The sequence below is a fragment of the Faecalibacterium sp. Marseille-Q3530 genome, from assembly GCF_017377625.1.
Lineage (GTDB): Bacteria > Bacillota > Clostridia > Oscillospirales > Ruminococcaceae > Faecalibacterium > Faecalibacterium prausnitzii_E.
Window position 1 is genome coordinate 531,460 of sequence record NZ_JAFREH010000001.1, and the last position, 13,687, is coordinate 545,146.

At 63.0% G+C, this 13,687-nt stretch carries 12 protein-coding genes; all 12 read right to left on the minus strand.

Annotation, left to right across the window (positions count from 1 at the left end; genetic code table 11):
- Nucleotides 1–8 precede the first annotated feature (8 nt).
- On the minus strand, nt 9–878 hold the full coding sequence (locus J3350_RS02400; RefSeq protein WP_207685554.1) for a TIM barrel protein: 870 nt from the start codon (nt 876–878) through the stop codon (nt 9–11).
- A complete protein-coding gene (locus tag J3350_RS02405; protein ID WP_207685555.1) occupies nt 875–1,378 on the minus strand; it encodes a YqeG family HAD IIIA-type phosphatase in 504 nt (167 codons plus the stop codon). Before J3350_RS02405 ends, J3350_RS02400 begins: the two co-directional genes overlap by 4 nt.
- A gap of 247 nt (nt 1,379–1,625) precedes the next feature.
- Complete coding sequence (rpsU, locus tag J3350_RS02410) at nt 1,626–1,802, minus strand: 30S ribosomal protein S21 (RefSeq protein WP_005928271.1); 177 nt, start codon at nt 1,800–1,802, stop codon at nt 1,626–1,628.
- A 251-nt stretch (nt 1,803–2,053) separates the two neighbouring features.
- Nucleotides 2,054–4,603, minus strand: coding sequence for a leucine--tRNA ligase (leuS, locus tag J3350_RS02415; protein ID WP_207685654.1), 2,550 nt, complete (start codon nt 4,601–4,603; stop codon nt 2,054–2,056).
- Between the two features lie 248 nt (nt 4,604–4,851).
- On the minus strand, nt 4,852–5,232 hold the full coding sequence (rsfS, locus tag J3350_RS02420; protein ID WP_097792721.1) for a ribosome silencing factor: 381 nt from the start codon (nt 5,230–5,232) through the stop codon (nt 4,852–4,854).
- Between the two features lie 26 nt (nt 5,233–5,258).
- Nucleotides 5,259–6,734, minus strand: coding sequence for an LCP family protein (locus J3350_RS02425; RefSeq protein WP_207685556.1), 1,476 nt, complete (start codon nt 6,732–6,734; stop codon nt 5,259–5,261).
- A 103-nt stretch (nt 6,735–6,837) separates the two neighbouring features.
- Complete coding sequence (gene yqeK / locus J3350_RS02430; RefSeq protein WP_207685557.1) at nt 6,838–7,437, minus strand: bis(5'-nucleosyl)-tetraphosphatase (symmetrical) YqeK; 600 nt, start codon at nt 7,435–7,437, stop codon at nt 6,838–6,840.
- Nucleotides 7,379–8,077: a nicotinate (nicotinamide) nucleotide adenylyltransferase gene (nadD, locus tag J3350_RS02435; RefSeq protein WP_207685558.1), complete on the minus strand. Its 699-nt coding sequence runs from the start codon at nt 8,075–8,077 to the stop codon at nt 7,379–7,381. The genes yqeK and nadD overlap by 59 nt, the downstream gene beginning before the upstream one ends.
- Nucleotides 8,074–8,370, minus strand: a complete 297-nt coding sequence (locus tag J3350_RS02440) for a YhbY family RNA-binding protein (RefSeq protein ID WP_005932885.1) — start codon at nt 8,368–8,370, stop codon at nt 8,074–8,076. Before J3350_RS02440 ends, nadD begins: the two co-directional genes overlap by 4 nt.
- A gap of 59 nt (nt 8,371–8,429) precedes the next feature.
- Nucleotides 8,430–9,068 carry an RdgB/HAM1 family non-canonical purine NTP pyrophosphatase gene (gene rdgB, locus J3350_RS02445; protein WP_207685559.1) on the minus strand — a complete coding sequence of 213 codons (639 nt, stop codon included), beginning with the start codon at nt 9,066–9,068 and terminating at the stop codon, nt 8,430–8,432.
- Nucleotides 9,069–9,080: 12 nt separating this feature from the next.
- Complete coding sequence (ftsY, locus tag J3350_RS02450; RefSeq protein WP_097792726.1) at nt 9,081–10,022, minus strand: signal recognition particle-docking protein FtsY; 942 nt, start codon at nt 10,020–10,022, stop codon at nt 9,081–9,083.
- Nucleotides 10,023–10,126: 104 nt separating this feature from the next.
- Nucleotides 10,127–13,684 carry a chromosome segregation protein SMC gene (smc, locus tag J3350_RS02455; RefSeq protein ID WP_207685560.1) on the minus strand — a complete coding sequence of 1,186 codons (3,558 nt, stop codon included), beginning with the start codon at nt 13,682–13,684 and terminating at the stop codon, nt 10,127–10,129.
- Nucleotides 13,685–13,687: the final 3 nt, after the last annotated feature.

Sequence of the window (13,687 nt, forward strand, 5' to 3'; positions counted from 1 at the left end):
AAAAAAGTTTATAAGAACGCGCAAGTCTCTCCATAGAGCTGCTGCATCGTCCGCGCATCCTCCGCCTGTGTCCCGGCGCTTTCGCAGATGATGACGGGTTCGAGTCTGCGCTCCGCCAGCAGCTCCATCAGCGGCTGCGGCTCCGGGCCGAACTGGGTCTCGGCAAAGGTCCAGTGGCGCTTTTCGCCGCCCGCCGTATACTCGATGCGGGAGAAATGGACCTGGAACCGCCTGGCCCGCGCGTCGCCGAGGGCCTCCTCCATCCGGTCGAGGATCGCGGCATAATCGGCCTTGGAAGCGATGCCGCCCAGTGTCCGGGCGTTGAGGTGGCCAAAGTCGATGCAGGGGGTAATGCGCCTGTCCACACGGCACAGGGCCAGCACTTCGTCCAGTGTGCCCAGCTGGCCGATCTTGCCCATCGTCTCCGGGCAGAGGGTGATGTCCGAAAAGCCTGCTTCGTCCAGCGCAGCCTGTGCCCGGCGCAGGGTGTCCAGCGCCTTTTCCAATGCAGCCTCCCGGCTCTGCCTGCCGCAGCTGCCGGAGTGGAAGATGACCCGCTGCCCGCCCAGCACCTTGCACACCGCCGCGCTTTGCAGCAGATAGTTCACGCTGTTCAGCCGCTTGTCCTCTTCCAGGCTGGACATGCTGATATAATACGGCGCGTGGACGCTGAACAGGATGTCCCGCGCCGCCGCATCGGCGGCCATCTGCCGGGCCTTGTCCAGTCCCAGCCGGACGCCGCGCCCGCACTGGTATTCAAAGGCGTTCAACCCCATCCGGGCCGTGTAGGCCGGGATGTCCAGGCTGGTTTTGTAGCCCTGCGCTGCAAAGCTGTCGCTCGTGCCCGCCGTGCCGAACCGGATCTTCCACTCCCTCACAAGGTCTTCCCTCCCCGGTCGTAGTACGCCTGCCAGTGTTTTTTCTCCCACTTGCGCTTCAGGACGACCTGTGCGCCGAGGTCCGGCCCGCGCGGGATGACCATCAGGCCGGGAATGCCGTAGAGGGCTGCGGCCATCCGGTCGGCATAGAGCTGGTCGCCCACCATGGCCATCTCACGGCGTTTGACGCCCATCCGGCGGCGGGCCACCATCAGCGCAAAGGGCAGCGGCTTTGCCGATCGGTACAGATACGCCAGCCCCAGTTTTTCGGCAAAGGGGCGCACCCGCTTTTCGGCACCGTTGGATACGATGGTCAGCCCGATGCCCGCCGCGCGCAGGTCGGCCAGCCACTGGGCCACCTCGTCCGGCAGTTCCTGGCTGCGGTCAGCCGTCAGGGTGTTGTCGATATCCAGCACCAGCGCCCGGATGCCCTTTTCCGCCAGCCATTCCGGCGTGATGTGGGTCACATCCTGAAAAACATATTCGGGGGTTATCAGCATAGCTTTGACCTCATTCCGATAGCTATCCTTCGTACAACCTCTCCGTCATTGCTTCGCATTGCCGCTTCTCCTGGTAGGAGAGGCTTTGGCAGTCCTTGCAACGTTTCTGGTCTCGCCAGCGAGACGGAGAGGTCGTACGAAGGGAATCATAAAATGAAAATAGGAGAGCCTGAAACTCTCAGGCTCTCCTACATCAGCGTTAGCAACACGTTTGAAATCTGAACAACCAGCGATTTCAAGCAGTTAATTACTTGAACTTACGCTTGCGGGCTGCTTCGGACTTCTTCTTGCGCTTAACAGACGGCTTCTCGTAAGCCTCGCGCTTACGGACCTCTGCGAGCACACCGCTGCGAGCAGTGCTCCGCTTGAAGCGACGCAGTGCGCTTTCCAGCGACTCGCCCTCTTTAACACGAATTTCCGACATCTTATTCCCTCCCTTGGACCGTGAGGCAGGAATTTCGTTGTTACATGGTAACTAACAGTAGACAGTATAGCGCATTTTCATGCGTTCGTCAACCTTTTTTTGAAAGTTTTTTCGAAAACCTCTCCGTCAGTGCTTCGCACTGCCACCTCCCCTGCGGAGGGGAGACCTTGGCAGCCGGGCACAGCTTGATGTATACGCCAGAGGCTCTCCTATTAGGAGAGCTGTCGAGCGCAAGCGAGACTGAGAGGTTATCAGCCCTTGACAGCCAGGTTGACCAGACGGCCCTTGACGTAGATCTCCTTGGCGATGGTCTTGCCGGCCAGAGCTTCGGCCACAGCAGGCTCAGCCTTTGCGGCTGCAATGGCGTCCTCGCTGGTGATGTCGGCTGCGACCTTCAGGCGGGCCTTGACCTTGCCATTGACCTGCACTGCGATCTCGACCATGGCCTCCACGCACTTGGCCTCCTCGTACTGGGGCCAGGGGTAATAGGCCAGCTGCTCATCGTGGCTGTGGCCCAGCTTCTCCCACAGCTCCTCGGTCATGTGGGGAGCAAACGGGTTCAGCAGCTGGACGACGGTCTCATACTCGGCCTTGGTAGCGCCGCCGTTGTCGTACAGGGTGTTGACCAGCGTCATCAGCTGTGCAATGGCGGTGTTCATCTTCAGGCCCTCGATGTCCGCGCCGACCTTCTTGATGGTCTGGTGCATCAGGGTCTCGACCTGCGGGCGATAGCCCTCGCCCTCGACCAGCTTGTCGGACAGTGCCCACACGCGGTCCAGGAAACGGTTGCAGCCTGCAATGGCAGAGGTCTGCCAGGGAGCTGCCTGCTCGAAGTCGCCCATGAACATCTCATACAGACGCATGGTATCGGCACCGTAGGTATCCACGACCTCATCCGGGTTGATGACGTTGCCCAGGCTCTTGGACATCTTGACGATGGGGTGGCGGGCCATCTCACCGTATTTCTCTTCCAGCGCCTTTTCCGCGGCCTTCTGGCTGCCGTATTCCTTCAGCAGCTTTTCCTGCTCCTCCGCGGGCAGGTTGACGAAGCTGTGGGGGTTCAGGCCCAGGATCATGCCGTGGGCGGTGCGCTTCTGGTAGGGTTCCGGAGAGGGCACGACGCCGATGTCGTACAGGAACTTATGCCAGAACCGGCTGTACAGCAGATGCAGGGTGGTGTGCTCCATGCCGCCGTTGTACCAGTCGACCGGGGACCAGTACTCCAGCGCCTCCTTGGAAGCGAGGGCGTCCTTGCAGTGCGGGTCCATGTAGCGCAGGAAGTACCAGGAGGAACCGGCCCACTGGGGCATGGTGTCGGTCTCGCGGGTCGCGGGGCCGCCGCAGCAGGGGCAGGTGGTCTTGACCCAGTCGGTGTGGCGGGCCAGCGGGGATTCGCCGTCGGGGCCCGGCTCAAAGTCGGTGATGTCGGGCAGCGTCAGGGGCAGGCTGCTTTCGGGCAGGGGCTGCCAGCCGCACTTCTCGCACTTGACCATGGGGATGGGTTCGCCCCAGTAGCGCTGACGGCTGAACACCCAGTCGCGCAGCTTGTAGTTGACCTTATCCTTGCCCTTGCCGCTGCTCTCCAGCCACTCGACCATCTTTTTCTTGGCGTCGGCGACGGACAGGCCGTCCAGGAAGCCGGAGTTGACGAGGGTGCCAGTGGCCACATCGGTAAAGGCGGCCTCGTCCAGGTTGGACGGGGTATTGCCCTTGACGACTTCAATGATGGGCAGACCGAACTTCTTGGCGAACTCCCAGTCGCGGGTATCGTGGGCAGGCACGGCCATGATGGCACCGGTGCCGTAGGTAGCCAGAACATAGTCGGAGATGAAGATGGGGATCTCCTTGTCGTTCACGGGGTTGATGCCCATGACGCCCTCCAGCTTCACGCCGGTCTTCTCCTTGTTCAGCTCGCTGCGCTCAAAGTCGCTCTTGCGGGCAGCTTCGGCCTGATATGCCTTGACGGCCTCTGCATTCTGAATGGTGCCGTTGTCCAGCCACTGCTTGACCATGGCATGCTCCGGGGAGACGACCATGTAGGTGGCACCGAACAGGGTGTCGCAGCGGGTGGTATAAACGGTCAGGGTATCGCCTGCGGTGGTGCCGAAGTTGACCTCTGCGCCGTGGCTGCGGCCGATCCAGTTCTTCTGCTGGGTGGCGACGCGTTCGATGTAATCCAGACCGTCCAGACCGTCGATGAGCTTATCGGCATAGGCCGTGATCTTCAGCATCCACTGGCTCTTGACGCGGTGGACGACCTCGCTGCCGCAGCGCTCGCACACGCCGTTGACCACTTCTTCGTTGGCCAGGACGCACTTGCAGCCGGTGCACCAGTTGACGTTCATTTCCTTCTTATAGGCCAGGCCGTGCTTGTACAGCTGCAAGAAGATCCACTGGGTCCACTTGTAGTATTCGGGGTCGGTGGTGTTGATCTCGCGGTCCCAGTCGAAGGAGAAGCCCAGAGCCTTGAGCTGCTCACGGAAATGATCCACGTTCTTCTTGGTGACGATAGCCGGATGGATGTGGTTCTTCATGGCGAAGTTCTCGGTGGGCAGGCCGAAGGCATCCCAGCCCATCGGGTAGAGCACGTTGTAGCCGTTCTGGCGGCGCTTCCGGCTCACCACGTCCAGTGCCGTATAGCTGCGGGGGTGGCCCACATGCAGGCCCGCACCCGAAGGATACGGGAACTCGACGAGGGCGTAGAACTTGGGCTTGCTGTGGTCGATCTCGACGTGGAAGGTCTTTTCGTCCTCCCACACCTTCTGCCACTTGGCCTCAACGGCCTTGTAATCATACTTCATTGTTGTAATCAGCTCCAGACTTTTCTTCACTACCAAAGATTCTTTTATGACAATCCCGGTCATTGTCCGGTGTTTCTCGATACAACCTCTCCGTCATTGCTTCGCAATGCCACCTCTCCTTGTAGGAGAGGCCTTGGCAGTCCTTGCAATGGTTCCGTTTTCGCCAGAGGTTCCCCTGCCAGGGGGCTGGTGAGCGGATGCGAGACGGAGAGGGCATCCGAAAAAACATCGGGCCGGGATATGTTCCCTTACAGGCTGTGATCCGGCGTCAGATACTCCGAGATGTCGATGGGCTCGCCGTCGGCCCACAGGTGCTCCAGATCGTAATAGGTGCGGGTGTTGGGCACAAACACATGCACGATGACGTTCGAGTAGTCCAGCAGGACCCAGTTCTTGGAGTCGAAGCCCTCGGTGCTGATGGGCTCAATGCCCTTCTGGGAGAGCGCGAACTCCACCTCGTCGGCCAGCGACCCCACCTGCGTGGTGGAGGTACCGGAGGCGATGACGAAATAGTCGGTGAGGACGGTCAGGCTCTCGACCTTGAGCACCCGGACGTCCTGTGCCTTCTTCTGATCCAGGATCTTTGCGATCTCAATGGCAAGAGACTTGCTGTCGATGTTGTTCTCCATCTGATTTCTCCTATCTGTTGTTTGCGTTACTGCCCGGCCGCCTGGCCGTCGGTCGTGGTGGCACCCGCCACGTCGGTGTCGCCGCTGAGGATGGCGTCATCCGACTCTTTGTCGAGCTGGCCCACGAACTGGACGTTGGCGCTGGTGGAAGCCGTGCCGTGGGGCCAGTCGTTGGTCACAAGGTTGAGCTCTTCAACGCTGACGGGGCCGGTATAATTGCGGAAGTAGGTGTTGAGCAGCTCTGCGATGGAACCGGCATCCGGCACCACGCAGGAGTAGCCGTCAAAGCTGTCAGTCTTGCCGACATTGGGCACGCCCATGAACACCGGCGTCTGGGCCAGCATGATGTTGGCGCTGTCGATCCGGGTAAAGGAGACCAGCATCTTGGCGATGGTGGTCAGATCCATGTCGGTGTGGATATAATTGTTGAAGATCAGGGGCAGCTGGTTGATGACGTCGGTCACGCCCATGCTGCGCACCCGCTTGAACAGGCCGGCATAGAAATAGCGCTGCATGTTCAGGCGGTCGATATCGGAGTTGGAGTAGCCCTCGCCGTGGCGGCAGCGGACGAAGAACTCCGCCGATGCGCCGTCCAGATTGCGGTAGCCCTGCTTCAGGGCACTGCCTGCAAAGGACATGTCGTGGGGGATATAGACCTCGATGCCGCCGAAGTTATCCACCATTTCCACCAGCGCCTGCATGTCGATGGTGACATAGTAGTCGATGGGGAGCTTGTACTGGTCGTAGATGACCTCTGCCAGAGCCGCCACATTGCCGCCGTTGGAGAGAGCCACCGAGTTGATCTGGTAGTTCGAGACGGAATAGGTCTTGCCGTTGGAGAGGGTGATCTTCCGGTTTTTGGTCGCCACCAGACTGTTGCGGGGGATCTGCAGCATCCGGAGCGCACCGCCCTTGATGTCGAACTGGCAGTACAGGATCATATCCGTCATGCCGTCGTTGGTGCCATCGGAAGAATAGCCGCGGCCGTCCTCATAGTCGATGCCGCAGACGAGGATGTTGACCACATCGCCCTTGTACTCCTCCAGCGTCTGGATCTCCTCCACCAGCGAGGCAGCGTTCTCCTCCGGCTTCAGGTTCTCCTCCACCCGGTTCACCATGCTGGCCGCATAGACCACGACGCCCGAAATGACGGCCAGCACCGCCAGCGTCACGGCCAGCGGGAGCCACATGGGGGCTCTTTTTTTCTTCTTTCTGGGCTTGGCGCTGCGGCGGCGGGGCGGTTCACTGGGAGCCGCATGGGCACCGCCCCGGCGGGGCGGCGGGGTTCTGCCGCCGTTTCCACCGGTGCCTGCTGACGGGGCCGGATGCGCCGGGGCGGCCGGACGGGGCCTCTGCTCCGGATGCGGCACAGACGGCTCTTCGAAGAAATCCGGCTGGCCCTGCAGCGGAGCCGGGCGGGAGGCAGGAGCCTCCGTCGGCCGCTGTTCCGTCGGGCGGTTCAGCGAGCGTTGGGTGTTGATGCGGCGCGGAGCTTGACTCATTCCTAGATTTCCTCCAGCTTTTTCATTCGGGGTCGGTTCACATTCATGATACCCTTTAGTATAGCATCCTTCCCCACAATCTGCAATCGGTTTTCATTTCCGGTCAGTCGGACGAACCGCAAGCCGTTCCGGCGCGGGCCTCCACCTGCGCCTGAATGTCCTCGTACGCGGCCTTGGACATGGGGTCGAGCGGCTTGCCCTGAGACAGCACGAAGTCGTTCGTCTGCTTGAGGGCCACCAGCATGGCCGCATCCAGATCGTTCCGCTCCAGCCTGCGCAGCTTGTCCACGCCCGACCAGTCCCGCTCGGCGCTGGTCATATCGGCCAGATAGAGGATCTTATCCAGCCTGCTCATGCCCGGCTTGCCCGCCGTGTGGCAGGCAATGGCCGAGAGGACAGCCTCATCCTCCACGCCCCACTCGGTGCGGGCCAGGATGGCGGCACAGATGCCGTGCCACACCGGGGTCGGGCGCTCTTCGCCGCCCTCAGCGTATTCGGGGTACGCCCGCATGATGGCCCGCATCTCGTCCTTGGAGATCTCCTTGGCCGCATCGTGCAGCAGAGCCGCCAGCGCGGCCTGCTCTTCGTCGGCCCCATAGCACTTCGCCAGCTTGACGGCCATTTTCTTCACGTTCAGGGTGTGCTCATAGCGCTGATCGCTCAGGCGGCTGCGCACAAGCTCTTTTGCCTGTTTCAGAGTCATTCTGATCTTCGTCTCCTTTTGTTTCCCGGTACAGCCCCTCGCGCTGGATGACACGGCGCACCAGGGGCGGGAGTTCGTTTTCACAGCGTTCCCCGGCGGCAAGGCGGGCGCGCAGGGCGCTGCTCGCCATGGGGAGCGCTTCCACCGGCGCGAACAGGATGCGGGCCCCGGTGGCGTCCAGCTGCTTTGCCTTTTCGTGGAGGAGCGGGTCGTCGCCGACATTCCGGCTCGTGACCACGAGGCGGGCCAGTCTGAGGATGTCCTGCCAGCGGTACCAGCCGTCAAAGCTCAGCAGCATATCGCTGCCGATGGCGAGATAAAGCTCTGCGCCGGGGAATCCTGCCGCCAGCATCTCCAGCGTGAGGACGGTGTAGTTCCGCCTCCCCAGCGCAGCCTGCTGCACCTCCCAGCCGCTCACGGTCAGAGCCGGGAAGCCGCCCTCCTCCGCCAGCGCGGAAAAGCAGCCGCACATCTCCAGCCGCAGCGCACCGGAAGCGTTCGTCCCCCGCTTGAAGGGAGACGTTCCGGCGGGCATGACCACGATCCGGTCCGGCCGGACCCGCGCCGCCGCTGCCCGCAGATTGTTCAGGTGGCCGTTGTGGGGCGGGTCGAAGCTGCCGCCGTACAGCAGGACTTTCATTTCAGCAGGTCAGCGTAGGCGCTGTCCTTCTTCTTTTGCAGATAGAGCACGAACTTGGAGCCGATGACCTGCACACAGTCTGCGCCGGTGGCCTCGGCCAGCTTGACGGAAGCCTCGCGGGCATTGTACATGCTGCTTTCCAGCACCTTCAGCTTAATGAGTTCGCGGGCGTCGAGGCAGTCCTTCACGCCCTGGATCATGGTCTCGTCGATTTCGCCCTTACCCACAATGAAAACGGGGTCCATGGTGTTTGCCTTGCCGCGCAGGATGGCGCGCTGTTTGCTCGTCAGCATAGTTAGTTTCTCCTTCGATTTTGATGTTGATACGGTCTTCTCCGTACAGAATCATTTGTTCATCGTTCTGCCAGAAATCCCGGCAGTTTCTGTTCCATCTCGGCCAGCGCGTTGCCGCGGTGGCTGATGGCGTCCTTTTCGTCGGGGGTCAGCTGCGCATAGCTGCGGCCCTCGGTGTTGGGGCGTCTGCCCGTTTTGCCCACGCCGCATTCGGCGGGGATGAACAGCGGGTCGTAGCCGAAGCCGTAGTCCCCTGCCAGCCGCGCAAATGCCACGCTGCCGGGGCACTCGCCCACGCAGGTCAGATGCCGGCCATCGGGCAGGATGAAGCAGACCGCCGCCACGAACTTTGCGCCGCGCTGCCCCGCCGGGATGTCTTTCATCGCTTCCAGCAGTTTATCGTTGTTGGCCTCGTCGTCGCCGTGGCGGCCGCAGTAGCGGGCGCTGTAGACGCCGGGGGCACCGTTCAGTGCCTCCACACACAGGCCGGAGTCATCGGCGATGGTGGGCAGGCCGCTGGCCTTGCAGATAGTCTCGGCCTTGATGAAGGCATTTTCTGCAAAGGTGGTGCCGGTCTCATCCGGCTCGATGGTGATGCCCAGCTCTTTCTGGCTGACCACTTCGTGGCCCTGGGCTTCGAGGATGCGCCGCAGTTCGCGGAGCTTTCCGGCGTTGCCGGTCGCTGCACAAATTTTCATGGGTGTACCTCCTCAGTGTTTCCAGCCGGTGCGGGGGATGAGCTCCTCCACAAAGCCTTCCGGGGTGAAGGGAATGAGGTCGTCGATGCCCTCGCCCACGCCGATGAACCGCACCGGCAGGCCGAGCCGCTGCTTGACCGCCACGACGCAGCCGCCCTTGGCGGTGCCGTCGAGCTTGGTCAGGATGATGCCGGTGGCGCTGGCCGCCTTGCAAAACTCTTTGGCCTGGCTGATGGCGTTCTGGCCCGTGATGGCATCCAGCACCAGCAGGGTCTCCAGGCTGGCATCGGGGGCCGCTTTCTTGACGCTGCGGCTGATCTTGGCCAGCTCGCCCATCAGGTTCGCCTTGTTGTGCAGGCGCCCGGCGGTGTCGGCAATGACCATGTCATAGCCGCGGGCGGTGGCAGACTTCACCGTGTCAAAAATGACGGCGGCGGGGTCGGCCCCCTCACCGGCCTTGACCAGCGGGACCCCGGCGCGGTCGGCCCAGATCTCCAGCTGCTCGCTGGCGGCGGCACGGAAGGTGTCGCCTGCGGCCAGCATGACCCTGCGGCCCTGACGGGTGTAATAGTCGGCGAGCTTTGCGATGCTCGTGGTCTTGCCCACGCCGTTGACGCCGATGACCAGGATGACGGCGGGGTGGCCGTCCAGCTGCATCTCCGCTTCGGGGCGCATCTCGTCCGCGATGAGCTCACGCAGCTCATCCGCTGCCTGCTCACCGGTCTTCAGGCCCTTTTCGTTCACGCGGTCGCGGAGCTTGTCCACCAGTTTGATGGCCACTTCGCCGCCGACATCAGCCAGGATGAGCTGTTCTTCCAGCTCATCGTAAAGGTCATCGTCGATCTTGCTGCCGGTGAGTGTGTTCAGGATATTGCCCCAAAAGCCCGTGCGGGTCTTTTCGAGGCCGTCTTTCATCTTGTCTTTTTCTTTTTTACCAAATCCAAAAAGTCCCATATCGGCTTTTCTCCTACGTTTTACTCCGTGCGGCCTCTTCCGAGGGCAGACTGAGAGGTTCGTTTCCAATGCCTCGCGCTCTGAGAGGGTTTCTTTTATTATACCTACGAAACCAGTGTCGCGTCAACCTGTTCGAGGTCGAGTTTGAGCAGCTTTGACACGCCGTCCTCCTGCATGGTGACACCGTAGAGGACATTGGCGGCCTCCATGGTGCCCCGGCGGTGGGTGATGACGATGAACTGCGTCCGGTCGCTCACGCGGCGGAGGTACTGTGCAAAGCGGCTGACGTTGGCGTCGTCCAGCGCGGCTTCGATCTCATCGAGGATGCAGAAGGGCGCAGGGTTGACAGCCAGGATCGCAAAATAGATGCTGATCGCCACCAGCGCCTGCTCGCCGCCCGAAAGGGCTTCCAGATTCTTGATGACCTTGCCCGGCGGTGCGACCCGGATGCCGATGCCGCAGCCCAGCACGTCCGATTCATCTTCCAGCACCAGGCTGGCTTCGCCGCCGCCGAACAGCTCGGCAAAGATGCGGCCAAAGTTTTCGTTGATGGCGCGGAAGCTGTCGGTGAAGATCTCCCGCATCTGGCTCGACAGCTGCGCGATCATCCGGCTCAGCTCGTTTCGGCTGCCCTCCACATCCGCCACCTGCACCCGCAGGGTGTCGTACCGGGCCTTGACTTCCCGGTACTCCTCAATGGCGCGGACGTTCACGCTGCCCAGCGCACGGATCTTGTTTCGCACCTCGGCCGCCTGCGCCCGCAGGGCAGGCAGGCTGTCGAAGTCCACACAGAGCGCTTCGGCCTGCGAGACGGTCAGCTGGTATTCATCCCAGAGCTTGGCGGCGGTGGCATCGTACTCGCTCTCCGCTGCCGCTTTCCGCTCGGCCAGACGGGCCATCTCCCGGCTCATCTCCTCCCGCTCATCGGCGGCGGTGCGGGCCATGGCCAGTGCTTCGGTCTCAGCCTTCTGGCGGGTCAGGCGCTCCTCGGTGGCCCGGCGGATCTCTGCTTCCTTCGCAGCGATTTGCTCTGCGCTCTCGCTCTTGGCCTTCCGGATGGCTTCGATCTCCGCCCGGCAGACCGCACTGCGATCGGCCAGCGCAGTCAGGCTCTCTTCCAGCGATGCTTTGCGGGCAGCAGCGTCTCTGGTGCGCTGTTCCAGCGCGGCGATCTGCGCCTGAGCCAGCTCGGCGTCCTTCTGGCGGGTGATCTGTTCCAGCCGCTTGGCGCTAAGTTGGTCGGCCAGCTCCCGCTGGCGGGTCAGGAAGGCATCGTCGTCCTCGGCGATGCGCTGGAGTTCCGCCGACTTTTCCGCAAGGGCCGCAGCGCACTCCGCCTCCTGCCCCTCGGCCTCGGCCGCTCTGGTGCGGCTTTCGGTCCGCTGGGCGTTGAGGGTGTCGATCTCCTTCCGGCGGGCGGCGAGGGCCGTTTCGGCCTGCTCCACGGCAGCTTCCAGCCGCTTCTGCTCCGCTTCGGCCCGGACCCGGTCGTTCGCAGCCGTGATCTGTTCGCTGTTCGCGGCGGTCAGTTCGGCGGAAACGGCATCCATCTGCGCCTTGCACTGGTCGGTCTTCTCCTGCGCGGCAAGGCAGTCCTTTTGCAGCTTTGCCGCCTTCACCCGCAGCTCTTCCAGCTCCTGTTTGCGGGTGAACAGACCCGCACTGCGCTGGACGCTGCCGCCCGTGAAGCTGCCGCCCGCGTTGACGACCTGACCGTCCAGCGTGACGACCTTATTGTGATAGCCGAGGTCCCGCGCCACGCGGGAAGCCTCGTTGATGTCGTCCACCACCACGATCCGGCCCAGCAGATTGGAAACGATGTTTGCATACCGTGCATCGGCCTGCACCAGACTGGAAGCCAGCCGGGCCGAACCGGTCAGCCGCCCCCGGAACACGCCGGGCTGGACGGTATCCAGCGGCAGGAAGGTGGCGCGGCCCGCGTTCTCGCTGCGCAGCAGGGCGATGCCCGCCTTGGCAGCGGCTTCGTTCTCCACCACGATGTTCTGCAAGGCACCGCCCAGTGCGGTCTCGATGGCGACCTCCCGGCCCGGTTCCACGCGCAGGATGGAGGACACCGGCCCGATGATGCCCCGCAGCCGCCGGGCCGACGCGGCCCGCATAACGGTCTTGACGGAGTTCTGGTAGCCGTCCATGTTCTTTTCCAGCTCCCGCAGCACCGAGAGCCGCTGGCGGGCCGCATCCAGTGCGCGGCTGAGCTTCTGCTCTTCGTCGTCGGCGGCATCCAGCGCGGCGCGGCGGGCCTTGTGCTTCAGTTCCAGGCCCGCGCGGACATTGGCCAGCTGTGTTTCGTTCTCCGCCAGCATCGCGCGGTACTTCACAGTATCCGCAAGGTCCTGCTTGGCGTCGTCCCGCTGGGCCGTCAGCGCCCCGGCGGCTTCTTCCAGCGCAGGCAGGCGGCTCTTCGCCGTTTCGGCAGCGGCCTCGGCGGCGGCTCTGGCCACCTGTGCCTCGGTGCGCCGGGCCGTCAGCGCCGTGATCTCCGTCCGCAGGCTGTCCTTCCGTGCCCCGCTGCGGTCGTTGTCGTGGGTCAGGCGGTCCAGTGCTTCGTTCAGTGCCGCCAGTTCTGCGGCCAGCTGCTGCCCGGCGGCTTCCATGGAGGCGGCCACTGCGCGGTGGCGCTCCAATGCGGCGGCTGCTTCGGTGCTGTCCTGCTGACCGGCGGCAAGCTCGGCCCGCAGTTCTTCGGCGCTCTCCTCGTTGCGGGCGATGTCGTTTTCCAGCACAGCGATTCGGCTCTCGCTGCCGCTGATCTGCTCGGTGATGCTGCGGATATCCCCATTCAGGCGCTCGACCGCAATGGTCAGCTGTTGTGCCTGCATCCGGATCTCCTCAGCCTCGCTCTCAGCGGCCTTGACCTGCCGGTCGAAGCGTTCATAGTCGGCCTGGGCCGTCTCGTGATCCCGCACCTGGCGGCGGACGGCCTCTCTGGCGCGGTGGACGTCATCGGTCCAGAGCGTGACTTCCAGCGTCTTGCGCTGCGCGCTCAGGGCAAGAAAGGTCTCGGCCCTGGCGCTCTCTTTTTCCAGCGGGCCGACGCGGGCTTCCAGCTCGCCCAGGATGTCCCGCAGGCGCTCCAGATTTTCTGCGGCTGCCGCCAGACGGCGTTCGGCCTCGTTTTTGCGGTAGCGGTACTTGGCGATGCCGCAGGCTTCCTCAAAGATCTCCCGGCGCTCGGTGCTCTTGGCAGCCACGATCTCGGCGATGCGGCCCTGCCCGATGACCGAATAGCCGTCCCGCCCGATGCCGGTGTCCAGCAGCAGCTCATAGACATCCTTCAACCGGCAGACCTGGCCGTTGATGCTGTACTCACTCTCGCCGGAGCGGTAATACCTGCGGCCGATGACAGCTTCGTCGGCGTCCAGATCCAGCGTGTGGGCGCTGTTGTCCAGCGTCAGGCGCACCTGAGCAAAGCCCATGGCCCCCCGGCGGCGGGTGCCGCCGAAGATGACGTCCTCCATCTTGCCCGCCGCGCGCAGCTGGCGGGCGCTGGTCTCACCCAGCACCCACCGCACCGCGTCCGACAGATTCGACTTGCCGGAGCCGTTTGGCCCGACGACGCCGGTGACGCCCTCGCCAAAGGTGATCTTGACTTTATCGGGAAAGCTCTTGAAGCCCTGGATCTCCAGTTCCTTAAATACCATCCG